Genomic DNA, 22,302 nt, shown 5'->3' on the forward strand with positions numbered 1-22,302 from the left:
CCCCCCTCATCGTCAAGCCCCGCGCGCCCTCCGCGCCCCGCGCGCCTTCCGCACCCCGCGCGCCTTCCGCACCCCGCGCGCCTTCCGCACCCCGCGCGCCTTCCGCACCCCGCGCGCCTTCCGCGATCTTGCAGTTTCTGTTGCTCATATGCGTATCTCGTCCTCTTATGTGGCGACAGAAACTGCAAGATCGCGGGGGGCGGGGTGGGTCAGGGCGTGCAGGGGGTGCAGGGGGGCGTTGAGTTGGGTGGCCAGGCGGCGGGCCAGGTGCAGGCGGATCGGGCCGGATTCGCAGTCGACGACCACGCAGGGGGCACCCGTCGCCGCGAGGATTGCCGCCGCTCCTGCCGCCCGGTCGAGCGGGCGGGTTCCGGCGGTGGCGCGGCCGTCGGTGACCACCAGGACCAGGGGGCGGCGCTTCGGGTCGCGCAGGCGCTCCACCCGCAGCAGTTCCGCGGCGGCCAGCAGACCCTCGGCCAGTGGTGTCCGCCCGCCGGTGGGCAACTCGGCCAGACGGGTCGAGGCGGCCAGCACCGACGAGGTCGCCGGCAGCACGGTGCGCGCGCCGGCTCCCCGGAAGGCGATCACCGCGACCTTGTCCCGCCGCTGGTACGCGTCGGTGAGCAGGGCGAGCACCGCGTCCTTCACGGTGACCATCCGCTGCCGGGCGCCCATCGAACCGCTGGCGTCCACCACGAACAGCACCAGGTTGCCCTCGCGCCCCTCCCGGACCGCCTCGCGGACGTCGTCCGGACGCAGGCGCAGCGGGCCCGCCAGTCGCCCCCGAGTCGCCTGGTGGGGTGCGGCGGCGCGGATGGTGGCCGGCAGGTGCAGCGCGCCGACCCCACCGTTCGGCACCCGGGCCCCGGTGGTGCGGCCCCTCCCGGTCCGGGCCCGCGACCGCCGGCCCGGCACCCCGTCACCGACGCCGGGCGCGGTCAGCAGCCGGGCTCGCAGACCACCCCGGGGTACGGCCACCCGTCCGCCCTCGCGCTCCCGGTCGTTCCCGGTGGCGCTGGGCTCACCCTCCTCGGCCCGCCGACGGCGACCGCCCCGACCGTTCACCCCCGAGAAGTCCCCGTCCGCGCCGACGTCGGCGGCGTGCGGCTCCGGGCCGTCGGCCCTCCCGGAGTCGCCGTCGCCGGAATCGTGCCCGCCGCTGCCCGACTCCCCACCGTCCACGTCGGTGGGACCGCGGGCGTTGTCGTCGGAGCCACGACCGTCGGGGCCGTTCCCATCGTGACGATGTTCCCCGGTGTCGCCGTCCACGCCGGAGGAGCCGCCCAGGTCGCCGGCACTGCCGCCGGGGCCGCCCCCACCGCCACCATCGGGACCGTCGGGGCGCGGGCCGGCGGAGCCGCCGTCGTCCGGGCGGCCGTCGTCGTCCGGGTCGTCGGGGTGGTTGTCCTGGGCCCGTTGCAGCGCCTCGTCGAGGCGCTTCTCGTCCAGCCCCGGCGTGTCGAACGGGTCGCGGCGACGGCGGTGCGGCAGGGCGAGTCGGGCCGCCACCCGCACGTCGTCGCTGGTGACCCGGTCCCGGTCGTGCCAGGCGGCGTGGGCGAGGGCGGTACGCGCGGTGACGATGTCGGCGCGCATCCCGTCCACGTCGAACGCCGCGCACACCTCGGCGATCTGCCGCAGCGCGGCGTCCGGCAGGCGTACCCCGGGAAGCCGGCGGCGGGCGGCGGCCACCTGGGCGGCGATCTCGGCGTCGGCGTCGGCCCAGCGGGCGGCGAACCCGGCCGGGTCGGCGTCGGCGGCGAGCCGCCGGCGGACGACCTCCACCCGGATCTCCGGGTCCCGGCTGGCGTTCACCTCCACGGTCAGCCCGAACCGGTCGAGCAGCTGCGGGCGCAGCTCCCCCTCCTCCGGGTTCATGGTGCCGACCAGCAGGAACCGGGCCGCGTGGCTGACCGAGACGCCCTCGCGCTCGACGTGGCTGCGGCCCATCGCCGCCGCGTCCAGCAGCAGGTCGACGAGGTGGTCGTGCAGCAGGTTGACCTCGTCCACGTAGAGCACGCCCCGGTGGGCGGCGGCGAGCAGGCCCGGTTCGAAGGCGCGTACGCCCTCGCCGAGGGCCTTCTCCAGGTCCAGCGACCCGACCACCCGGTCCTCGGCCGCTCCGACGGGCAGTTCGACGAGGCGCGCCGGCCCGGTCTCGACGGCCGCCCCGACCGGGTGCGGCCCGTCCGGGCAGCCCGGGTCGGGTTCGGCCGGATCACACCCGAAGCGGCAGCCGGCGACCCGGCGCACCGGGGGCAGCAGCGCGGCGAGGGCGCGTACGGCGGTGGACTTGGCGGTGCCCTTCTCGCCCCGCACGAGGACCCCACCGATCGCCGGGGACACGGCGTTGAGCAGCAACGCCAGCCGCATGTCGGCCATGCCGAGCACGGCGCTGAACGGGTAGGTCGTGGTCATGCCCGGTCCTCCAGGTCGCCCTCGCTGGCCAGGTAGGTGTCGCGCAGGCGGTCCAGGGTGGCCGGCTCGGGCTTGGCCCACAGCCCCCGGTCGGCGGCCTCCAATAGCCGCTCGGTGATGCCGCGTAGCGCCCACGGGTTGGACTTCTCCAGGAACTCGCGGGTGGTGTCGTCGAACAGGTACGCGGCGGCCAGGTGCTCGTACATCCAGTCGTCCACCACACCGGCGGTGGCGTCGTAGCCGAACAGGTAGTCCACGGTGGCGGCCAGCTCGAACGCGCCCTTGTAGCCGTGCCGGCGCATCGCGGCGATCCACTTCGGGTTGACCACCCGGGCCCGGAACACCCGCCGGGTCTCCTCGCCCAGCGTGCGGGTCCGCACGTCGTGCGGCATCGCCGAGTCGCCCACGTACGCGGCCGGGGACGTGCCGGTGAGGTGGCGGACCATCGCCACCATCCCGCCGTGATACTGGAAGTAGTCGTCGGAGTCGACGATGTCGTGCTCGCGGGTGTCCTGGTTCTTCACCGCGACCGCGATCCGCGCGAAGGAGCGTTCCATGTCGGCGCGCGCCTCCCGCCCGTCCAGGCCCCGGCCGTACGCGTAGCCACCCCACACCGCGTACACCTCGGCCAGGTCGGCGTCGCTGCGCCAGGTCCGGGCGTCGATCAGCGGCAACAGGCCCGCGCCGTACGCCCCGGGTTTGGAGCCGAAGATCCGGGCGGTGGCCCGCCGCTCGTCACCGTGCTCGGCGAGGTCGGCGGCCACGTGGGCGCGCAGGTAGTTCTCCTCGGCCGGCTCGTTCAGGGCGGCGACCTGCCGGACGGCGTCGTCGAGCAGCGCCACCACGTGCGGGAACGCGTCGCGGAAGAACCCGGAGATCCGTACGGTGACGTCGACGCGGGGCCGACCCAGCTCGGCGGTCGGCACCACCTCGACGCCGGTGACCCGCCGGGACCGCTCGTCCCACACCGGCCGGCAGCCGATAAGCGCGAGCACCTCGGCGATGTCGTCGCCCTGCGTCCGCATGGCGCTGGTGCCCCACACGGTCAACCCCACCGAGCGGGGGTACGCGCCGGTGTCGGCGAGGTGCCGGGCCAGCAGCGAGTCGGCCAGGGCCACGCCGACGTCCCAGGCGTTGCGGCTGGGGATGGCCTTCGGGTCGACGGAGTAGAAGTTCCGGCCGGTGGGCAACACGTTGACCAGGCCCCGGGTGGGTGAGCCGGACGGGCCGGGCGGCACGAACCGGCCGTCGAGCGCACCGAGGGTGTTGGTCAGCTCGTCGGTGGTGCGAACCAGCCGGGGCACCAACTCGGTGGCGGCGAAGCGCAGCACCTCGGCGGCGTCCGGGATCGGCTGGCCGGTCACCTCGGCGACGACCGCCTCGGCCGTGTCGGCGGTCCAGCCCAGGGTCTCCATGCCGACGACCAGCCGCCGGGCGAGGGTTTCGATCAGGTCGATGGCATCGGCGGCGGTGCCGGCCGGCCCGTCCACCGCGTCGGTCAACGCGGCCGGCAGGGCGATCCGCTGGCCCGGCGTGGCAAGCAGTTCCTGTTCGTCGAGGCCGTACGCGGTGGCGAGGGCCTGCCGCAGGCCGGGCAGGGCCTGGACGCCACCCCAGATCTGCGGGGCGCGCAGCACCGCGAGGACCAGGTTGACCCGCGGCTCGCCGGTGGGCGCGTCGGCGAGGATGTGCAGGCCGTCGCGGATCTGCACGTCCTTGACCTCGCACAGGTAGCCGTCGAGGTGCAGCACGAAGTCGTCGAAGTCGTCCGCGTCGGGCATCGCCTCGGTGTGCAGGTCGTGGTGCAGCTCGGAGGCGCGGACCAGGTCCCAGATCTGCGCCCGCACGGTCGGCACCTTCGCCGGGTCGAGCGCCTGCACGGTGGCGTACTCGTCCAGCAGTTGCTCCAGTTTGGCCAGGTCGCCGTAGGTCTCGGCGCGGGCCATCGGCGGCACCAGGTGGTCGATGACCACGGCGTGCGCCCGCCGCTTGGCCTGGGTGCCCTCGCCTGGGTCGTTGACGATGAACGGGTACACCAGCGGCAGGTCCGCGAGGACCGCGTCGGGCGCGCAGCCGGCGGCCAGGCCGAGGCCCTTGCCGGGCAGCCACTCCAGGGTGCCGTGCTTGCCCAGGTGCACCACGGCGTCCGCGCCGAAGCCGCCGTCGGAGACCGGCGCGGCGAGCCAGCGGTACGCGGCCAGGTAGTGGTGGCTCGGCGGCAGGTCCGGGTCGTGGTAGATGGCGATCGGGTTCTCCCCGAAACCACGCGGCGGCTGGATCAGCAGCGCCACGTTGCCGAAGCGCAGCCCGGCCAGCACGACGTCCCCGCCGTCGGTGTACAGCTCGCCGGGCGGCTCGCCCCAGTGTTGCCGCATCCGCTCGCGCAGCTCGACCGGGACCGCCTCGAACCAGCGCCGGTACGTCTGCCCCGGTATCCGCGCCTCGGCGGCGGCCAACTGCTCCGGGGTGAGCCACTCCACGTCGTGCCCGCCGGCGGCGATCAGCGCGTGGATCAGCGCGTCACCGTCCGTGGGCGGCGGCGTGCCGCCGAGGTCGTAGCCCGCCTCGGCGAGCGCGGCGAACAGCCGGACCGCCGAGGCCGGGGTGTCCAGCCCGACGGCGTTGCCGACCCGCGAGTGCTTGGTGGGGTACGAGCTGAGCACCACGGCGATCCGCTTGTCGGCGTTCGGCACGTACCGCAGCCGGGCGTGCCGCACCGCGATCCCGGCGACGCGGGCGGCCCGCTCGGGGTCGGCGGCGTACACCGAGAGACCGTCGGCGTCGACCTGCTTGAACGAGAACGGCACCGTGACGATCCGGCCGTCGAACTCGGGGATGGCCACCTGCATCGCCGCGTCCAACGGGGACAGTCCGGCGTCGCTGGCGGCCCACTGCTCGCGCGTGCTGGTGAGGCAGAGCGCCTGGATGACCGGCACGTCCAGGGCGGCGAGCGCGCCGACGTCCCAGGCGTCCTCGTCGCCGCCGGAGGAGGCGTCGGCGGCGACCGCGCCGCCGGCCGCGAGGACGGTGACCAGCAGCGCGTCGCAGCGGGCGAAGAGCCCGAGGGGGCCGGCGCCGGCCGTCAGCCCGCGCAGCGAGCCGCAGAAGATCGGCAGGGGGTTGCCGCCGGCCGCGCGGACCGCCTCGGCCAGCACGTCGACGAACACGGTGTTGCCGGCCAGGGCGTGCGCCCGGTAGAAGACGATTCCGATGGTGGGCCGACCCGGTTCGGTGGGGTGCTCGCCGTGCACGCCGTACGCCGGGGTCGGCGCGGGCGGTGCGAACCCCTCCCCGGTGAGCAGGACCGTGTCGGAGAGGAACCGGGCCAACTCCCCCAGGTTGTCCGGGCCACCCTCGACCAGGTACGCGAGGGCCTGGGCGACCACCCCGGACGGCACCGTGGAGACCGCCATCAGCTCCGCGTCGGGCAGCGCCTCGCCGCCAAGGACGACCGTCGGCACGCCGCTGGCGAGCACGGCGGCGAGGCCGTCCGGCCACGCCTGCCGACCGCCGAGTAGGCGTACGACGGCGAGGTCGACCCCGTCGAGCAGGGCGGGCACCTCGTCGGCCGCCACCCGGGCAGGGTTGGCGAGCCGGTAGTCGGCGTCGCTGGCGCGGGCGGCCAGCAGGTCGGTGTCGGCGGTGGAGAGCAGCAGAATGCGCACGGCAGGCTCCGGACGGTAACGTCGGCGCGCTCGCGGAAGCGGTTCGGCGACGACGTGCGGGTGGGCGCGGGGTTCAGCGGGCACCGCGACCCGGACCGCTCACCGGCACGGGGCCGGCGGCGACGGGTGGCGTGGCGCGGAACTCAGCGGGAAACGACGCCCAAGCGAGCGGATGCCGGCGCGGTTGTGCGGCCGGGTCGGGGCGCGGCGGTGCGACCGCCGCTCGGGGTACGACGGTGCTCGTGGGTGCGCAAGACGCCATGCGTCATCGGGTCCTCCTCGGGTGTCCACGCCCTGGGGTACGTCCCGACGGCCGAAGTATCCTGGCTTCCGGATCGACGCTCTCCCCCGGCCTTCCAACCGCAGACACACGGCCGTGACTCGCGAGGGGGGATCACTCCCCGGTGACAGTGGCGGGACCGCGTCGGATTCGCACCGACTTCCTTCACTGCCGTCAGGCCGCGAATGCTGCCACACCCTCGCGCCGCCGGTCAACGCGGACCCCGGTGCCGCCCGGTCACGAGCACCACATTGACCTGCGAAGATATCGGGGCGAGTCACTCACCCGACGATGCTCATCGAGCGCAGCGCCAGCCCTTTCGGTCGACATTGACGGCACGCCCCACCACGTGAACGCTGGCGCCACGATCGGCGGCGGTGAGCTGATCCTTCCACCCGTCCTCACGCTCATCCAGCGATCACTCGCGCAGGCGAAACCCGCTTGAGCCCGGTTACGGCCTGACCGGCTCAGCGGGCGTGGCGTTCCGGGTGGGCCCGATTCCACACCCGCATCCGCTCCGGGTAGCCGGTGCGGGCCGCCTCGTACAGCGGCACCGCGTGTTTGCGGGCGATGTCGCCCGCTGCCCGGGGTGTGCCGGTGCGGCGACGGATCCACTCACCGTCGTAGGCGATCGCGACCACGGTGGTGTCGGTGGCGGTCGTCTCCGGTTCCAGGTAGAACTCCACCCCTCGCCGGCTGGCGACGAACGCCTCCAGCGCGGCGAGGTCGTCCCGGGTGGCCTCACGGTCCAGCTTCGTCGGGGTCGCCTCGCCGCCGCGAGACCGCCGGTTGAACCAGCCCATGCCCAGCCCCTCTCCTTCGACGCCACTCCCAGTTCAGCACCGATTCCTGGCAATAGGCTGCACGGCGGGTGGGAGGAATCTGACTCCGCTGGGGCGGAACCCGACGGGCGCGGGCGGTGTCATCAGTGCGAGTCCGACCGGAGGTTCCCCTGGACGACGACGTGCTCGTCACCCGCGCCCGAGCCGGTGACCTGGAGGCGTACGACCTCCTGGTCGCCCGGCACACCGCGTCCGCGTACCGGACGGCGGTGCTGCTCGGCGCGGGTTCGGACTCCGAGGACGTCGTCCAGGAGGCGTTCGTGAAGGGCTACCGCAAGCTGTCCCGCTACCGGGGAGAGTCGTCCTTCCGCTCCTGGTTGCTCGCGATCGTCGCCAACGAGACCCGCAACCTGCACCGGTCCCGCACGCGCCGGGAGGGCCTGGTCCTGCGGGCGGCGGCGAACCCCCCGCCCGAGGTCGCCGAGGATGACGCCGTTGACGCCGTCCTGGCCGGCGAGCGGCGGGCCGCGCTGGTGGCGGCCCTGCGGCAACTGCCGGTACGCGACCGCGAGGTGATCGTCTGCCGGTTCTTCCTCGATCTCGGCGAGCAGGAGACGGGCGTCATGCTGGGCTGGCCCCGGGGAACGGTGAAGTCGCGTACCTCACGGGCACTGGCGAAGCTGCGCGCCCTGCTCGCCGACGAGGAGGTGCGTCATGGATGACCTCACCCGGGACGGCCTGGAAGCGGAGCTGCGTGACCTGGGCGTCTGGTTGGACACGCCCGTCACGCCGGACGTGACCGCACGGGTGCGCGACCGGCTCGTCGGGGACGTACGCGGGCGACGTCGGTGGCGCTCCCTGGCCGCGGCGGCGCTCGTTGCCCTGCTGGTCGCGGCGCTGCCGCCGACGCGTGCGGCCGTCGCCGACGCGGTCGGCGAGGTGCTGCGCTTCGCCGGCGTCGGCATCGTCACGTCGTCCACGCCGTCGCCGCCCGAGGACGAGCCGTCGCCCCTGCCGTCGCTGCGGATGGTGGGGCTCGACGAGGCGCGGCGGGCGGTGCGCTTCCCGATCCGGGTGCCGGCCGCGCTCGGGCCGCCGGAGCGGGTGTCGGTCGCCGACCCCGACGGCACCGGCGCGTACCGGGTCGCGACGCTGCTGTACGAGGGCGGCGGGGTGCGTCTCGACGCGTTCGACGGTCGTCTCGACCTGACCTTCCACAAGCGGACCAGCCGGCCGGGTGCGGAGTGGACGCAGGTCGACGGTGACTTCGCCGTCTGGGTCGACGGTCCGCACGTGCTGTCCTACGTCGACCGGTCGGGGCAGATCCGCCGGGAGACCGCACGACTCGCCGCGTCGACCCTGATCTGGGAGCAGGCCGGCGTGACCTACCGGCTGGAGGGCGCGCGCAGCATGGCCGAGGCGCTCGAGATCGCCGGCTCGCTCCCCTAGGAACCCGCCCGGCCCGACCGGTGTCTCTCTGGTACGGGACACGTCCTTGTGGGAGGGAGCAAGATGATCACTTGGGGCAGGTTTCTGCTGGGGTCGGTTCTGGTGCTGGCGGGCTGCGGCACGGCCGGTGACGGGCCGGCGACGACTGCCGGCGGTCCAACCACTGCGGCGGTCGGCTGCGCGTCGCGGGTCGAGACGGGGTCGCTGCCCGACTGGGCGGACGAGGGGTTCCACGGGGACACCCGCATGCCGCACGTCTTCGGCGCACGGGGTGAGATCGTGGCGGTGCTGTTCGGCCACCCGCTGGCGCAGGTCCGACCGGACGCGTCGAGCAACAAGATCCTCTGGGTGGCCCGGCCCGCCACGGCCTCGCCGCCCCCGGGCGCCTCGACCAGCCTGAAGATCATCGCCACGTTGGACGGCACCGACACGCGAGTGACCCACGAGGTCGCCGGCGGGCCGGCGCCGTCGATCATCGACATGCCGCGAGCGGGGTGCTGGCATCTCGACCTGAGCTGGGGCGGGCGCGCCGACACGATGGATCTCGTCTACGCCGAGCGGAAGCCGTGACGACGGGGAAGAACCCCTCCCGCCATATCCAACATATACCGCATGGGGGGACTTGCGACAAGGCCCCCGCTGTGCCGCAGAATGGCCCGTCCAAGGCCATGACCTGCGCAAACGGGAGCCATGAAGATGAACGTGTCGTCGGCGGCGGCCAGTGTGTTCGACCTCCCCGAGAACCTCGCCGCCAAGGCCGACCCGGCGCTCGTCGCCCGGGACGAGCAGCACTTCGCCGTGATCGCGGCGAGCCTTCAGCGGTCGATCGCCGACCTGTCCGACCGCCTGGACGCCGAGCGCCGGGCACCGGCGGGCAAGGGTCGGCAGGCGGTCGTCCGGGACGAGGAGGTCCGGCGGCTGACCGCCCGCCTGCGCGCGCTGCGCCGTTTCGGTCTGGATCTGTGTCTCGGTCGCATGGTCCACGCGGACGACCCCGAGCCCGTCTATATCGGACGGTTCGGCCTCAGCGACGGCGATGGCCGCCGGCTGCTGCTCGACTGGCGTTCACCGGCCGCCGCGCCGTTCTTCGGAGCGACCCACGCCAACCCGATGGGCCTCGCGAGCCGACGCCGGTATCGCTGGACCCTCGGCCGGATCAGCGACTACTGGGACGAGGTGTTCACCCCGGACGGGTTCGAGGGGCACGCCGCGCTGGACGACCAGTCGGCGTTCATCGCCAGCCTCGGCGGCAACCGCTCGGCCCGGATGCGCGACGTGCTCGGCACCATCCAGGCCGACCAGGACGCCATCATCCGGGCCGGATCACGCGGCGCGCTCGTCGTCGACGGCGGTCCGGGCACGGGCAAGACCGTCGTCGCCCTGCACCGCACCGCGTACCTGCTCTACTCCGACCCGCGCCTGCGGCAGGGGCGCGGCGGGGTGCTGTTCGTCGGGCCGCACCAGCCCTACCTGGCGTACGTCGCCGACGTCCTGCCCAGCCTCGGCGAGGAGGACGTGCAGACCTGCACCCTGCGGGACCTCGTACCGCAGGGCGCCTCGGCCGCCGCCGAGAGCGACCCGGAGGTGGACCGCCTCAAGTCCTCGCTCGACCTGGTACGGGCGATCGACGCGGCCGTCCGCTTCTACGAGGAGCCGCCGACGACGGCGCTGACCGTCGCGGCCGGCGACACCGACATCCGGCTGAGCGCCGACGACTGGGCCCAGGCGTTCGAGGCGCCCGGACCGGGCACCCCGCACAACGAGGCCCGCGACGAGATCTGGGACGAACTGCTGAGCATCCTGCTCGGCAGGTACGACGGCGACGAACCCGAGGACCTCGTCCGCGCGTCGCTGCGGCGCGACGCGGAACTCCGTACCACGGTCAACCGCGCCTGGCCGCTGCTCGACGCGGCCGACATCGTCGCGGACCTGTGGTCGGTACCCGCCTATCTGCGCAGGTGCGCCCCCTGGCTCGGTCCCGACGACGTCCGCCGGCTCCAGCGCGCCGACGCCCGCACGTGGACGGTGTCCGACCTGCCGCTGCTGGACGCGGCACGACAGCGGCTCGGCGATGCGGAGGCGTCAGGGCGTACCCGCCGCCGCGACGCCACGATCGCCGCCGAACGGGAACGCATGGCGACGGTGGTCGACGAGCTGATCGAGGCGCACGCCTACGACGACGGCGAGGGCGTGCTGTCGAGCCTGCGCCAACTGGACCTGCAGGACGCGCTTGTCGACGAGGCCGTGCTGCCGGGCGTCGCCGCGGATCTGCTGGCCGGCCCGTTCGCGCACATCGTGGTGGACGAGGCGCAGGAGCTGACCGACGCGCAGTGGCAGATGCTGCTGTCGCGGTGCCCGTCGCGCAGCTTCACGATCGTCGGGGACCGGGCCCAGGCCCGGCACGGATTCACCGGGTCGTGGCGGGAACGGCTCGCCCGCGTCGGGCTCAACGAGGTGACCCTGACCTCGTTGACCGTCAACTACCGGACGCCCCGGGAGGTCATGGCGCAGGCCGAACCGGTCATCCGGGCCGTACTCCCGGACGCGAACGTGCCGACCTCGATCCGCGGCAACGGGATCCCCGTCACCCACGGATCGGTGCGCGACCGGGACGCGATCGTCGACGGCTGGCTCGCCGAGCACGCCGAGGGAATCGCCTGCGTCATCGGCGACCCCACGTTCCGGCCGGCGACGAGTCGCGTCCGGTCGCTGAGTCCGGAACTGTCCAAGGGGCTGGAGTTCGACCTGGTCGTCCTCGTCGATCCGGAGGCGTTCGGTGAGGGCGTCCAGGGGGCGGTCGACAGGTACGTCGCGATGACGCGCGCGACCCAGCGGCTCGTCGTGCTCACCGATTAGGCTGCCGGACGTGCCAAACGACGTGCGGGAGGCGGCGGCGCACAACAACGCGCAATGGTGCGACGTGGTGTGCGCCAGCCACGGCCTGGTCGGCCGGATCGACGCCGACGCGTGGTCGGTGCCCCGCCGCTCCCCGCCCTGGTATCCGGACGCGGTCACCCTGCGCCCCGGCGTCGACCCCGAGGCGCTGCTCGCGCGGATCGACGCCGGGGCCGGCGCGTCGGTGAAGGACAGCTTCGCCGACCTCGACCTCGCGGCGTACGGGTTCCGGGTCCTCTTCGACGCGCAGTGGATCCACCGCCCGCCCACCGAGCCGCCGACCGGCGTGCCGCTCGACCGGGTCACCACGGCGCGAGGGCTCGCGGAGTGGGCGAGCGCGCACGGCGGCGGGGAGCTGTTCCGCCCGGCGCTGCTGGCCGACCCGGGCATCCGGGTGCTGGCCCGGCACGACGGGCGGGGCGCTGTCGTGGGCGGGGCGGTGGTCAGCGGCGACGATCCGTCGGGCGTCTCCAACCTGTTCAGCACCAGCGACGATCCGGACGAGATCTGGCTGGCGATCTCCGCCACCCTGCCCGACGTACCCCTGGTCGGCTACGAGTCCGCGCCCGACCTGCCCCCGGCCCGCCGAGCCGGCTTCCACCCCGCGGGCCTCCTGCGCATCTGGCTCCGTTGATCATGAAGTTATTGCCACGACACGCCGACATCGATGGCAACAACTTCATGATCAACGCCGGCGGGACGGGGGTGGGGGACGGCGTCAGCCCAGGCGGGTCAGGTCCTCCGGGGTCAGGTGGAGGGCGGCGGCGGCGATGTTCTCCTCGAGGTGCAGCGGGTCGCTGGTGCCGGGGATGGCGAGGACGTGCGGGCCCTGGTGCAGGGTCCAGGCCAGGCGTACCTGCGAAGGGGTGACGCCGTGGTCGCGGGCGACCGCCTCGACGGCCGCGCCCGGCGCGGCGGTCGCTCCCGCCTCCCGGGACGTTCCGGCCAGCGCGAAGAACGGCACGTAGGCGACTCCCCGCTCGCCGCAGGTCCGGACGAAGGCGTCCTGTTCACGGTAGGCGTCCACGCCGTAGTTGTTCTGCACGCAGACCACCGGCGCGATGCCGGCCACCTCATCCAGCTGCTCGGGCCGGACGTTGGACAGCCCGAGGTGCCGGATCAGCCCGGCGTCGCGCAGCTCGGCCAGGGCGCCGAACCGCTCGGCCAGCGGCACCGCCCCCGGCCCCCGGCCGAGCCGTAGGTTCACCACGTCGAGCTGGTCGCGGCCGAGACGACGCAGGTTCTCCTCGACCTGCGCGCGCAACTGCGCGGGGGTGAACGCCTCGGTGAACCCGTCCACCGGGTCGTAGCCGAAGCCGACCTTGGTGGCGATCACCAGATCCTCGGGGTACGGGGCGAGGGCCGCCCGGATCAGCTCGGTGGCGTACCGGGCGGGACCGGTGCCCACCCGCAGGGTTCCGCCGGGCGAGACGTAGAACGCGGCCGTGTCGAGGTGGTTGACGCCCAGCTCGACAGCGCGGCGCAGCAGCGCGATCGCGCGATCGAGGTCGGGGTTCGCGGTGATCCGCATCGAGCCGAAGCCCATCCGGCGCACCGTGCGGTCGCCCAGGGTCCAGGTGCCCGCCGCGGCGGCGGTGATCTCGTCGATTGGCATCGGGCGACCGTAGCCAGCACGGGCGCGCGGCGCACTCGGCCACGCGCCCGATACCGGCACGCCCTGATCCGGGCTAGTTTTGTTGTGCTGCCGACGACTGCTCCCGGTCGGCGGCGCGCGGCGGACGCAGCGCCGGCACCAGCGCCAACGTCGGCAGGAGCAGCAACGGCACCACCAGCAGCGCCCGCAGGACGCCGACGTGGTCGCCGAGCAGCCCCAGCAGCGGCGGGCCACCCAGGAAGGCCGTGTAGCCGATCACGGCGACGACGCTGACCCGTACCGCCGCGTGCGCCTCCTCGTCGGCCGCCGCGCTCATGCCGACGGGGAAGCCGAGTGACGCGCCGATCCCCCACAGCGCGACACCGACGATGGCCACCGGTCCCGAGCCGGCCAACACGGCCAACGTCGCGCCGGCGGCGGCGAGCAGGACGGTGCCGGTGAGGACCGGCACCCGCCCCCAACGGTCCAGCGCGACCGTGCCGGCGGTGCGACCGAGGGTCATGCCGACGACGAACACGCCGAAGACCGCCGCGCCGGCCGCCTCGCTCAGGTCCCGGCCGTCCACGAACGCGACCGCCAGCCAGTCGTTGGCGCTGCCCTCGGTGAAGGCCGCCACCAGCACGAACAGCCCGATCAGCAGGGTGCGCGGCTCGCGCCAGGCGGCGAGCTGGGCCCGCCGACGACCGGCCGGGGTGGTGTCCGTCGGCCCGTTGGCCGCGTCCACGGCGGGCTGGGGCAGGTACGCCCGGGACGCGAAGACGGTGCCGACCAGGACCACCACGGCCACCACGGCGAGGTGCGCGCCCACCGGCACGTCCAGGCGGGCCGCGCCGGCGCCGACGCCCGCGCCGGCCACCGACCCGAGGCTCCAGGCCGCGTGGAAACGGGGCATGACGGTACGCCCCAACCGACGCTCCACCGCCGCGCCCTCGACGTTCATCGCCACGTCACACGCGCCGGAGCCGTAGCCGAAGGCGACCATCCCCAGCGCGACGACGGCGGCCGACCCGGCGACCGTCGCGCCCAACCCGGCCACGATCAGGCCCACCGCGACCAGCACGGTGGCGAGGGTCACCGTGCGGGCGGAGCCGAGGCGCTGGGCGAGCAGCCCGGACGTCGGCATGGCGAGCAGCGCGCCGACGCTCAACGCGAGCAACAGCAGCCCGAGGCGGCCGGCGGACAGATCCAGCGCCTCCCGGACGGCCGGCACCCGGGAGAACCAGCTACCGACGGCCAGGCCGTTCAGGGTGAAGGTCAGGGCGACACCGTTGCGGGCGAGCACGATGGCCCGCGTCGGCGCGGCGGCGTCCGGGGCGACGGCGGGACTGGTGGGGGCACTCAAGGGGGTGGTCCTCTTCCTGGGGGGTGATCTCCTGGCACGATCGCACACCTGAGAGCGCTACCACCACAAGCGGGCCCCGCCCCTTACCGCAGGCCCGCAGCTCGGGGGATGATGGCTGGCAGGCGCACGCCCGCCGGGGGCGGGCGTCGTCGGGGAGGACACGATGACGGCAGCGGCACCGCGCCCAGCCACCCTGGAGGACGTCGCCCGGGCCGCCGGAGTGTCCCGGTCCACCGCCTCGCGGGTGATCGCCGGCACCGGGTTCGCCTCGCCGGCCGCCCGGGCACGGGTGGTGACGGCCGCCGACCAGCTCGGCTACGTGCCCAACCCGGCCGCGCGCGCACTGGTCCGCGGCGGCGGCGTACGGCTGGTGGTGGCCGCCCTGGGCACCAGCGCGGCCGTGCTGGACGACCCGTACGTGGACCGCGTGGTCGGCTCGGCCGCCCGGGTGTGCGCGCCGGCCGGCGTCGGGGTGGCCCTGCACTGGCTGCCGCTGGGTGACCCGCGCGGCCTCGACCAGCTCGCCGCCGACCGCAGCGTGTGCGGGGTCGTGCTGGTCAACACCACCGAGGACCTGCTGGCGGCCGTACCCCGGGCGCTGCACGGCCGGATCGCCTCGATCGGCATCGGCTCGGCCACAGTGCCGTCGTTCGACGTCGACAACACCACCGGCGCGGGCGCGGTGTTACGCCACCTGTACGGCACGGGCCGCCGCCGGATCGCCATGGTGACCGGTCCACGGTGGCTGCCGTGCGCGCAGCGGCCGGTGCGGGCGTACCGGCACCTGATGCGCGAGGCCGGCCTGCCGGAGCGGGTCGTGCGGGGGGACTTCACGGCGGCGCGGGGCCGGGAGGCGGCCGGCGAGGCGCTGCGGCGCTGGCCGGACGTCGACGCGATCTACGCGATCAGCGACGAGACGGCCCTGGGCGTGATCGCGGAGCTGCGCGAGGACGGCGTCCGGGTGCCCGGTGACGTCGCGGTGGCCGGCTTCGACGACATCCCGCTGGCCGGCATGACCGCGCCGGCGCTGACCACCGCGAGCCACCCCGTGGGCCGGATCGCCGCCGCGGCGGCCGCCGCCGTGCTGGCCGGTCGCCCGGGAGCGCCGGTGACGCTCTTCCCGTCCGACCTGGTGGCCCGGGACAGCGCCTGAGCGGCCGCCCGGTTAACCGGCGGCCGGCCGGGTAACCGCCTCGCACCTCTCGTCGACCGCGAGGAGTTGGTGGCCCGTGTCCGACCCCGTGCCGCCGAGCCGGGCGCCCGCGCAGGGTCACCGGCACGGCCGGTTGACCACCCGCCCACACCCGCCGGTGGTGACCGGGCCGAGCGGCATCGTGCCGCTGCCCGGCGGTGACGGTGGTCGGCCCGCGATGGCGTACGTGCCGGAGCCGGCCGCCGACGGGGCCGCGTACCGGCTGGTGGTGCTCCTGCACGGGGCGGGTGGTTCCGCGCGGCACGGACTGGACCTGCTGCTCGCGGAGGCGGACGCGCAGCACCTGCTGCTGATCGCCCCGCAGTCGTCGGCGACCAGTTGGGACCTGATCGCCGGTGGCCTCGGGGTGGACGTCGGGCACATCGACGCGTTGCTGGCCAGCGCGTTCGACGGCTACCCCGTACAGGGTGTGACGCTCGGCGATTTCTCCGACGGAGCCTCGTACGCGCTCTCGCTGGGCCTGGCCAACGGCGACCTGGTCGACGCGGTGCTGGCCTTCTCCCCCGGCTTCGCCGCGCCGCCGGTCGTCCGTGGGCGACCACGGATCTTCGTCTCGCACGGGGTGGACGACCCGGTGCTGCCCGTCGACGTGTGCAGCCGCCGCTTCGTGCCGCACCTGCGCGGAATCGGCTACGACGTCACCTACGAGGAGTTCACCGGCGGCCATGAGCTGCCCGCGGAGATCCGGGCGAGGGCCACCGGGTGGCTCACCGGGTGACCCCCGGTGTCGGTCAGACGGCGGGTAGGCCGAGGGCCGCGTCCACGCGGGCCAGGACGGCGACGTCGTCGTCGGGATGCACGCCCCGCAGCAGGTCGATCGCCGTCGCCCGGACCTGGCCGATGATCATGGCGAGGGGGAGGGTCTGGGTCGACCCGAAGAGCTGCCCCGCGGTACGGACGGCCGCCAGCGCCGCCTCGTCCGCCCGCAGGGCGTGCCGGTCGGCGACCTCCTCCTGCCCGTCCAGGTCGGCGGCGAGCGCCGCGCCGGCCTCCCGGACCGCCTCCACCAGGCAGCGCAGCGCGTCGCCCAGCTCGGGCGGGGTGGAGGTCCCGAGTCGACTGAGCGTCACGCCCGCGCGGGCCAGCACCCGGACGTTGCGGACCACGTAGTCGATCTGCCGGACCGACTCGTCCACCGACCGCAACCGGCCGATGTGTCGGCGTCGGCGCACGTTGAGCCGCAGCGCCTCGCCGGCGGCCAGCACGCCGTCCCGCAGCCCGTCGACCCGGGCGTCCATGCCCCGGGCGCGCGCCAGGGCGGCCACCGCCGCCGGCTCGTCGCGCCCGTCCAGCGCGTCGGCGATCCCGCCCAGCAGGCCGGCCAGCTCGTCGAACGTGCGCCGCACCTCGACGACGAGCGGCGCGAGCGGGTGCCGGGCGTCGACGAGCAGGCTGACGGCGAGCGCCACCGCGCCGCCGATCAGCGCGTCGACGAAGCGGAACGGCACCAGCGACCCGTCCGGCGGCGCGACCACCACCAGGTAGAGCGCGGAGACGGCGGCCTGTACGAGGGTGACGCCGGTGGCCCCGAAGGCGACCGCGAGCAGGACGGTGAGCAGGATGACCGTGCAGACCGTCCAGGTGCTGCCGGGGCCCAGCGCCTGCACGACCAGGTCCGCGACGAGCACCCCGGCGGCCACCCCGAGCACGACCTCGACGGCCCGCCGGATGCGCTGCCCACGGGCCTGACCGAGGACGATCAGCGCGGCGGCCGGCGCGAAGAACGGCTGCGGATGCCCGAGCAGGCGGGTGGCGAGCAGCCAGGCCACGGTCGCCGCGACGGTCGCCTCCAGCACCGGCCGCCACCCCTGCCGCAACCGGTGGCCTGCGAACCACGCCATCGGCACCTCCCACCGGTCGACCGACGCGTTGTGCGGCCGTCAGCGATCACCGGCGTCCGCCGGCTCGCCCTCCGCGATCGTCCACCATCGGCCGGCGGAGCCGCCGACCGGGCCGCCCGTCGGCCGCCGTCGCGTCCGGCGCGCGATCACCGGCTCCGGTCACCTCCCGGTCAGGGCGCGCAGCAGCGTACGGACGGCGTCCGCGAGATCGGCGCGGCTGTCCGGGGTGCCGGGGGTCGGGGCGGTGAGCGCTCCCGCGCCGACCAGCCGGTCGAAGAGGAGCCCGTCGACGTACGCGACGAACTGGTCGCCCTGCCGGTCCGGGTCGGTGGCGCCGGCGCGGGTCAGCAGATCGCGGGACTGGGCCCGGATGCCGATGCCGTGTCGCAGGATGCCGCGTAGTTCGGGGCGGTGCACCGCCTCCAGCAGGCAGGCGTAGCGGGTCAGGGTACGGCTGCGTCCGACGCCCAGCCAGCGGTCGAGCACCTCGGCCACCCCGGCGGCGAGCTGGTCGAGGTCGTCGCCGTCCAGGCGGGGGCCCGCCTGCGGGGCGGGCGGCTCGGTCGGCAGGTCGTACGCGGCCAGGTCGGCCCGGTCACGCTCGACGAGGCGCCGCACCACCGCCTCGATCAGCGCCTGGCGGGTGCGCAGGTACGCCGAGGTGGTGCCGGGCGGCAGCTCGGCGCGGGCGTCGACGGCCCGGTGGGTGAGCGCCCGCATGCCGCCGTCGGCGATCAGCTCGATGGCCGCGTCGGTCAACAGCGCGATCCGGTGGGCGCGGGCGTTCAACGGGGTTCCTCCTCTGCGCGGTGCGCAGGTAGTATCCCCCTTCTACAGGTGTAGAAGGGTGGACGACATGGACGAGCCACACGCGGTGGTGGTCGGCGGGGGCATCGGAGGGCTGAGCGCGGCGCTCGCCCTGCACCGGCGTGACTGGCGGGTCACCGTCCTGGAACGCGCCCCCGAACTGCGCGAGGTGGGCGCCGGGTTGAGCCTGATGGCCAACGCGCTACGCGCCCTGGACGCCCTCGGCCTCAGCTCTGCCCTGCGGTCCAACGCACACGCCGAGGCCCCCGGCGGGGTCCGCGACCGGCGGGGCCGGTGGCTGTCCCGCATGGACGCGGCAGAGATGGTCCGACAGCTTGGCACCAGCGCGCTCGGCGTCCACCGGGCCACCCTGCACCGCATCCTGCGCGAGGCGCTGCCCGCGTCGTCGCTGCACACCGGGACCGAGGTCGAGCACATCGACTCCGACTCCGACCACGCGACGGTGCGCTACCGCGGGCCCGACGGCCCGCGAACCCTCCACGCCGACCTGGTGGTCGGTGCCGACGGCCTGCGCAGCCGGCTGCGCGCCCAGCTCTGGCCGGAGATTCCCGCCCCGGTGTACGCGGGCTCGACGGCCTGGCGGGCCGCCATCGCGTTCCCGGAGCCGATCCCGACGGCGATCACCTGGGGCCCGGCCGCCGAGTTCGGCATGGTGCCGATCGGCGACGGCTGGCTCTACTGGTACGCGGCCCGCAACGCCCCGCCCGGCGGCCACGCCCCGGACGAGCTGGCGGCGGTTCGGGAGCACTTCGGCACGTGGCACGACCCCATCCCCGCGCTGCTGGCGGCCACCCCACCCAAAGTGGTTCTCCGCAACGACATCCACCACCTGGCCACGGCGCTGCCGTCCTACGTGCGGGGACGGGTGGCGCTGCTCGGCGACGCGGCCCACGCGATGACGCCGAACCTCGGGCAGGGCGCCGGCCAGGCCATCGAGGACGCGGTGGTGCTCGGCGCGGCCTGCGCCGGGGGCGCGCAGGGGTTGCCGGCCGCCCTGGCGGCGTACGACGAGCAGCGTCGCCCCCGCACCCAGGCCATCGCCCGCGCGTCCCTGCGCGCCGGGCGGTACGGCCAGCAACTGCGGAACCCTCTCGCCCTCGCGGCCCGTACCGCCGCGCTGCGCCTCGTCCCGGCCAGCGTCACGCTGCGGAGCATGACCTGGTGCGTCGACTGGCGGCCACCGCAGGGCTGAGTCGCCCGCCATTCCGGCCGGCGGCGCAAAGCTTCAGTCTATTCTTCGGGGCCGCTCTCCGCCTCGGCCAAATACGACAGTGCGCCGGTACAATCGGCGACTACCTTGTGACCAATCGCTGACTGCTCGTGGTGAATTGGATCACACACACTGAGCGCATGAACAGGAGCGTCAACCGCGGTAGGGCACTCCGCGTCGCGGTGTGCCTCCTTCTTCTCGTCGCGTTGAGCGGCTGCATGCAACTCAACATGGGGCTCACCGTGAACGCCGACGACACGGTCGACGGGCAGTTGCTGCTGACCGCCCAGAAGTCGGTGCTGAGCTCCCAGAACAAGAACATCCCGGCCGCGTTCGCCGAGCTGCGGAAGAACATTCCGGCGCTGCCTCCCGGCGAGGAGACCGGCTACGAGGACAGCAAGCTCTTCGGCGCACAGATCAATTATCGCAAGGCGCCGCTGGCCGGCTTCGACAGCGAGAGCGTCAAACTGGTCCGGGACGGCGACTTCTACCGTTTCACGTTACCGCTGGATCCGAAGAAATACGGCGGGAAAGCCGCCCAGCAGAATCCGCAACAGCAGCAGGCCTTCCTCAAGCTGATGTCGTTCGAGATCTCGGTGACCTTTCCCGGACGGGTGATCGACACCAATGGCACCGTCAACGGTCGATCGGTCACCTGGAAGGTCGACGCCAACCAGGACAAGCCGATGGAACTGCGCGCCGTCGCCGAGGCGCCGCCGCGCCCCTCGGCCTCGCCGGCAGCCGCCGACACCGACTCGGGTGGTTTCCCGTGGCTGCTGGTCGTCGGCGGCGTGCTCCTGCTGCTCGTCCTCACCGCTGTGGCCGTACTCCTGTTGCGTCGCCGTCGCTCGACGGCGCCGGCGGCAGCCGGTCCGACCGCGACCGACCCGACCGCGCCCGGCCCGACCCCGCCGGGGCCGCCCGCCGGCGCGCCCGGGCCCGGCTGACGCATCCGGTGGCCGGCCTCCGCCGGCCGCGTCCCCGCTCCGGCCGCCCCGCGACGGCGGCGACCGGCGTCGGTGCTCCCCGCGCGGGAGCGCCGGCCTCACCACCACCACATCCCGGTCGCACCACTGCAGAAAAGGGGGGATCGCCGTGAACGATCTCTTCACCTGGGCAGCCCTGGGCAGTCTCGCCGGAGCGAGCGCCGCCACCCTGCTGGCCACCAACGTCATCGGCGGGTTGATCGGTCCGAGCGGCGACAAGCTGCGCAAGTGGATCGCCATCGCCATCGCCCTGCTGCTGTCCTACCTCTCGGCGGTGTTCGCCGACGAGGTCGGCGGCGAGAAGTGGGTCATCGCGTTCTTCAACGCGCTGGTCATCTTCTCCGCCGCGCTCGGCGTCAACCAGTTCCCGCCCGGCAACCGCCAGGCGACACCCACCCAACTCGCGAGCGGTCGCGAGCCCCGCGTCTTCCGCTCCTGGGTCTGAGGGGGGTGACGACATGATCTTCGGAATCCTCAGCGCGGTGATCCAGATGGCTGCCGGCGCGGTCCTCGGCCTCCTGGCCGGCGGGCCGATCGGCCTGCTCGTCGGGGCCGTCGTGGGCCTGCTGGTCGGGGCCGTGTTCGGCTGGGCGGTCACCTCCGCCGGGGTGTACGCCCCGGACGCCCGCGGCATCGTCCTCTTCGTCGTCGACCACACGTGGAGCCTGCTCAACACGGTGGTCGGGGCCGTCTACCTGGTCGTGCACCTCGTCTTCGGGCACTCGTTGGACCGGCCCACGTCGGCCGCCAGCGGCCGGGTCTGCGTGGTGCAGGGGGTCTCCCCGCGCTACGCCACCACCATCGGCACCGTCTGCGCGGGCTCCAACTCCGGCATCCAACGCCACGAGGACGTGCACATCTTCCAGGCGCGACTGCTCGGACCGCTGTACATCCCGCTGGTGCTGGCGAACTACGCGCTCTTCACCATCGCGCCGATCTGGCTGATCTACCACGACCACACCAACGCGCCGATCAACCGGTTCACCCGCTACTTCGAGATCGGCGTCTACCCGCACGTGTGGAACGAGGCCATCGCGTACCGCATCCAGGGGACGCCGCCGCGATGACCGTTGACGGGCGCGGACCGATCGAGACGGCCACCGCCGAGCTGGTCGAATGGCTGACCGGCGCGGCGGGGGAACCCGTCCCGATCGGTCCACCCCGCGCGGGTGGCGACGCCGACGGGCTGACCCTGTGGCCCCTCGAACTGCGCCCGGCCCAGCAGACCCGCTCCAGCGGCGCGGTCCGCGAGCCGTACCGGTTCACGGTCCGCTACCTGCTCAGCGTGGCCGGTCCGGCCGGGCTCGCCGTGCTGGACCGGGTGCTCGCCGCCACGACCCGGGACGGCCGCTACCCGGTGGTGCTGGAGGCCGGAGCGGCGGCGCTGTGGCACGCGCTGGACGCCGCGCCCCGCCCGGCGCTGCTGATCGACGTACCGGCTCAGGTGGACCACCCGACACCGGCCGCGCCCCGGTCCTGCAGCCGCTGCGGCTGCGTCAGGTCGCGGTGCGCGCGCTCGCCGGCCGGGTCGTCGGCCCGCAGGACCAGCCCCTCGCCGCCATGCGCGTCGAGGTGCCCGGCACGGCGTCCGCGACCCGCACCGGGCCCGACGGCCGGTTCCTGATCGCCGGGGTCCCGCACGACCCCGAACACCCTCATCCGGTACGACTGCGACTGAGCGGTCGCGGGCTCGTGCTCACCGCCGACGTGGACGCGGACGACGACGACATCGTCATCGTCTGCGCGCCACCGACCCACTGACGCCCGCCCCACACAGG

General features: G+C 74.3%; 20 protein-coding genes and 1 riboswitch. Of the genes, 13 read left to right on the forward strand and 7 right to left on the reverse strand.

The window, feature by feature from the left end:
* Window positions 1–165 precede the first annotated feature (165 nt).
* The 3 genes from ACQP03_RS17835 to ACQP03_RS17845 form a co-directional block, all read right to left on the reverse strand.
* Window positions 166–2,418 (reverse strand): VWA domain-containing protein, encoded by a 2,253-nt coding sequence (locus ACQP03_RS17835; RefSeq protein WP_433457587.1) that lies wholly within the window; start codon window positions 2,416–2,418, stop codon window positions 166–168.
* Entirely contained in the window at window positions 2,415–6,083 is a 3,669-nt protein-coding gene (gene cobN / locus ACQP03_RS17840; RefSeq protein ID WP_433457589.1) for a cobaltochelatase subunit CobN, read from the reverse strand. The genes ACQP03_RS17835 and cobN overlap by 4 nt, the downstream gene beginning before the upstream one ends.
* Window positions 6,084–6,377: 294 nt before the next feature.
* A riboswitch (cobalamin riboswitch) is annotated at window positions 6,378–6,554 on the reverse strand.
* Window positions 6,555–6,830: 276 nt separating this feature from the next.
* Entirely contained in the window at window positions 6,831–7,166 is a 336-nt protein-coding gene (locus ACQP03_RS17845) for a hypothetical protein (RefSeq protein ID WP_357118321.1), read from the reverse strand.
* Window positions 7,167–7,291: 125 nt separating this feature from the next.
* On the opposite strand from ACQP03_RS17845, the gene ACQP03_RS17850 reads away from it, so the two are divergent.
* From ACQP03_RS17850 to ACQP03_RS17870, 5 genes are all read left to right on the forward strand, one after another.
* The gene (locus tag ACQP03_RS17850; protein WP_357169911.1) at window positions 7,292–7,867 is read left to right on the forward strand and encodes an RNA polymerase sigma factor; all 576 of its coding nucleotides are present in this window, start codon (window positions 7,292–7,294) and stop codon (window positions 7,865–7,867) included.
* Entirely contained in the window at window positions 7,860–8,594 is a 735-nt protein-coding gene (locus ACQP03_RS17855; RefSeq protein WP_433457591.1) for a hypothetical protein, read from the forward strand. The genes ACQP03_RS17850 and ACQP03_RS17855 overlap by 8 nt, the downstream gene beginning before the upstream one ends.
* 63 nt (window positions 8,595–8,657) lie before the next feature.
* Complete coding sequence (locus ACQP03_RS17860; protein ID WP_357118311.1) at window positions 8,658–9,164, forward strand: hypothetical protein; 507 nt, start codon at window positions 8,658–8,660, stop codon at window positions 9,162–9,164.
* Between the two features lie 126 nt (window positions 9,165–9,290).
* Window positions 9,291–11,450: an RNA polymerase recycling motor ATPase HelR gene (gene helR, locus ACQP03_RS17865; protein ID WP_433461182.1), complete on the forward strand. Its 2,160-nt coding sequence runs from the start codon at window positions 9,291–9,293 to the stop codon at window positions 11,448–11,450.
* 10 nt (window positions 11,451–11,460) lie between these two features.
* Window positions 11,461–12,123 carry a hypothetical protein gene (locus tag ACQP03_RS17870; protein WP_357118308.1) on the forward strand — a complete coding sequence of 221 codons (663 nt, stop codon included), beginning with the start codon at window positions 11,461–11,463 and terminating at the stop codon, window positions 12,121–12,123.
* 84 nt (window positions 12,124–12,207) lie between these two features.
* Here the strand turns inward: ACQP03_RS17870 and ACQP03_RS17875 are convergent, their stop codons facing one another.
* Together ACQP03_RS17875 and ACQP03_RS17880 are read right to left on the reverse strand one after the other, a co-directional pair.
* Complete coding sequence (locus ACQP03_RS17875; RefSeq protein ID WP_433457594.1) at window positions 12,208–13,104, reverse strand: aldo/keto reductase; 897 nt, start codon at window positions 13,102–13,104, stop codon at window positions 12,208–12,210.
* 73 nt (window positions 13,105–13,177) lie between these two features.
* The gene (locus tag ACQP03_RS17880) at window positions 13,178–14,446 is read right to left on the reverse strand and encodes an MFS transporter (protein ID WP_357118302.1); all 1,269 of its coding nucleotides are present in this window, start codon (window positions 14,444–14,446) and stop codon (window positions 13,178–13,180) included.
* A gap of 163 nt (window positions 14,447–14,609) precedes the next feature.
* On the opposite strand from ACQP03_RS17880, the gene ACQP03_RS17885 reads away from it, so the two are divergent.
* Window positions 14,610–15,599 (forward strand): LacI family DNA-binding transcriptional regulator, encoded by a 990-nt coding sequence (locus ACQP03_RS17885; RefSeq protein WP_357169892.1) that lies wholly within the window; start codon window positions 14,610–14,612, stop codon window positions 15,597–15,599.
* A 76-nt stretch (window positions 15,600–15,675) separates the two neighbouring features.
* Window positions 15,676–16,377 (forward strand): alpha/beta hydrolase, encoded by a 702-nt coding sequence (locus ACQP03_RS17890; protein WP_433457597.1) that lies wholly within the window; start codon window positions 15,676–15,678, stop codon window positions 16,375–16,377.
* A 13-nt stretch (window positions 16,378–16,390) separates the two neighbouring features.
* Here the strand turns inward: ACQP03_RS17890 and ACQP03_RS17895 are convergent, their stop codons facing one another.
* Window positions 16,391–17,500: an FUSC family protein gene (locus ACQP03_RS17895; protein ID WP_433457599.1), complete on the reverse strand. Its 1,110-nt coding sequence runs from the start codon at window positions 17,498–17,500 to the stop codon at window positions 16,391–16,393.
* Between the two features lie 159 nt (window positions 17,501–17,659).
* On the reverse strand, window positions 17,660–18,289 hold the full coding sequence (locus ACQP03_RS17900; protein ID WP_357118290.1) for a TetR/AcrR family transcriptional regulator: 630 nt from the start codon (window positions 18,287–18,289) through the stop codon (window positions 17,660–17,662).
* A 67-nt stretch (window positions 18,290–18,356) separates the two neighbouring features.
* Here ACQP03_RS17900 and ACQP03_RS17905 point away from each other — a divergent pair, with 67 nt between their 5' ends.
* From ACQP03_RS17905 to ACQP03_RS17930, 6 genes are all read left to right on the forward strand, one after another.
* Window positions 18,357–19,520 carry an FAD-dependent oxidoreductase gene (locus ACQP03_RS17905; RefSeq protein ID WP_433457602.1) on the forward strand — a complete coding sequence of 388 codons (1,164 nt, stop codon included), beginning with the start codon at window positions 18,357–18,359 and terminating at the stop codon, window positions 19,518–19,520.
* 158 nt (window positions 19,521–19,678) lie between these two features.
* Window positions 19,679–20,485, forward strand: coding sequence for an LppM family (lipo)protein (locus ACQP03_RS17910; protein WP_357169881.1), 807 nt, complete (start codon window positions 19,679–19,681; stop codon window positions 20,483–20,485).
* Window positions 20,486–20,633: 148 nt separating this feature from the next.
* Window positions 20,634–20,969, forward strand: coding sequence for a hypothetical protein (locus tag ACQP03_RS17915; RefSeq protein WP_357118280.1), 336 nt, complete (start codon window positions 20,634–20,636; stop codon window positions 20,967–20,969).
* A 13-nt stretch (window positions 20,970–20,982) separates the two neighbouring features.
* Window positions 20,983–21,591: a glycine zipper family protein gene (locus ACQP03_RS17920; protein WP_357118277.1), complete on the forward strand. Its 609-nt coding sequence runs from the start codon at window positions 20,983–20,985 to the stop codon at window positions 21,589–21,591.
* Window positions 21,588–22,148, forward strand: a complete 561-nt coding sequence (locus ACQP03_RS17925; RefSeq protein ID WP_433457605.1) for a hypothetical protein — start codon at window positions 21,588–21,590, stop codon at window positions 22,146–22,148. The genes ACQP03_RS17920 and ACQP03_RS17925 overlap by 4 nt, the downstream gene beginning before the upstream one ends.
* Complete coding sequence (locus ACQP03_RS17930) at window positions 22,085–22,285, forward strand: hypothetical protein (RefSeq protein ID WP_433457607.1); 201 nt, start codon at window positions 22,085–22,087, stop codon at window positions 22,283–22,285. Before ACQP03_RS17925 ends, ACQP03_RS17930 begins: the two co-directional genes overlap by 64 nt.
* The last annotated feature ends 17 nt before the right edge of the window (window positions 22,286–22,302 follow it).

The sequence above is a fragment of the Micromonospora sp. CA-248212 genome, from assembly GCF_050948405.1.
GTDB lineage: Bacteria > Actinomycetota > Actinomycetes > Mycobacteriales > Micromonosporaceae > Micromonospora.

Excerpts from the sequence above, each read along its gene's own strand:
- ACQP03_RS17835 (WP_433457587.1), bottom strand. The coding sequence starts at position 2,418 with ATGACCACGACCTACCCGTTCAGCGCCGTGCTCGGCATGGCCGACATG.
- ACQP03_RS17845 (WP_357118321.1), bottom strand. The coding sequence starts at position 7,166 with ATGGGCTGGTTCAACCGGCGGTCTCGCGGCGGCGAGGCGACCCCGACG.
- ACQP03_RS17855 (WP_433457591.1), top strand. The coding sequence starts at position 7,860 with ATGGATGACCTCACCCGGGACGGCCTGGAAGCGGAGCTGCGTGACCTG.
- ACQP03_RS17860 (WP_357118311.1), top strand. The coding sequence starts at position 8,658 with ATGATCACTTGGGGCAGGTTTCTGCTGGGGTCGGTTCTGGTGCTGGCG.
- helR (WP_433461182.1), top strand. The coding sequence starts at position 9,291 with ATGAACGTGTCGTCGGCGGCGGCCAGTGTGTTCGACCTCCCCGAGAAC.
- ACQP03_RS17875 (WP_433457594.1), bottom strand. The coding sequence starts at position 13,104 with ATGCCAATCGACGAGATCACCGCCGCCGCGGCGGGCACCTGGACCCTG.
- ACQP03_RS17885 (WP_357169892.1), top strand. The coding sequence starts at position 14,610 with ATGACGGCAGCGGCACCGCGCCCAGCCACCCTGGAGGACGTCGCCCGG.
- ACQP03_RS17895 (WP_433457599.1), bottom strand. The coding sequence starts at position 17,500 with ATGGCGTGGTTCGCAGGCCACCGGTTGCGGCAGGGGTGGCGGCCGGTG.
- ACQP03_RS17905 (WP_433457602.1), top strand. The coding sequence starts at position 18,357 with ATGGACGAGCCACACGCGGTGGTGGTCGGCGGGGGCATCGGAGGGCTG.
- ACQP03_RS17910 (WP_357169881.1), top strand. The coding sequence starts at position 19,679 with ATGAACAGGAGCGTCAACCGCGGTAGGGCACTCCGCGTCGCGGTGTGC.
- ACQP03_RS17920 (WP_357118277.1), top strand. The coding sequence starts at position 20,983 with ATGATCTTCGGAATCCTCAGCGCGGTGATCCAGATGGCTGCCGGCGCG.
- ACQP03_RS17925 (WP_433457605.1), top strand. The coding sequence starts at position 21,588 with ATGACCGTTGACGGGCGCGGACCGATCGAGACGGCCACCGCCGAGCTG.
- ACQP03_RS17930 (WP_433457607.1), top strand. The coding sequence starts at position 22,085 with ATGCGCGTCGAGGTGCCCGGCACGGCGTCCGCGACCCGCACCGGGCCC.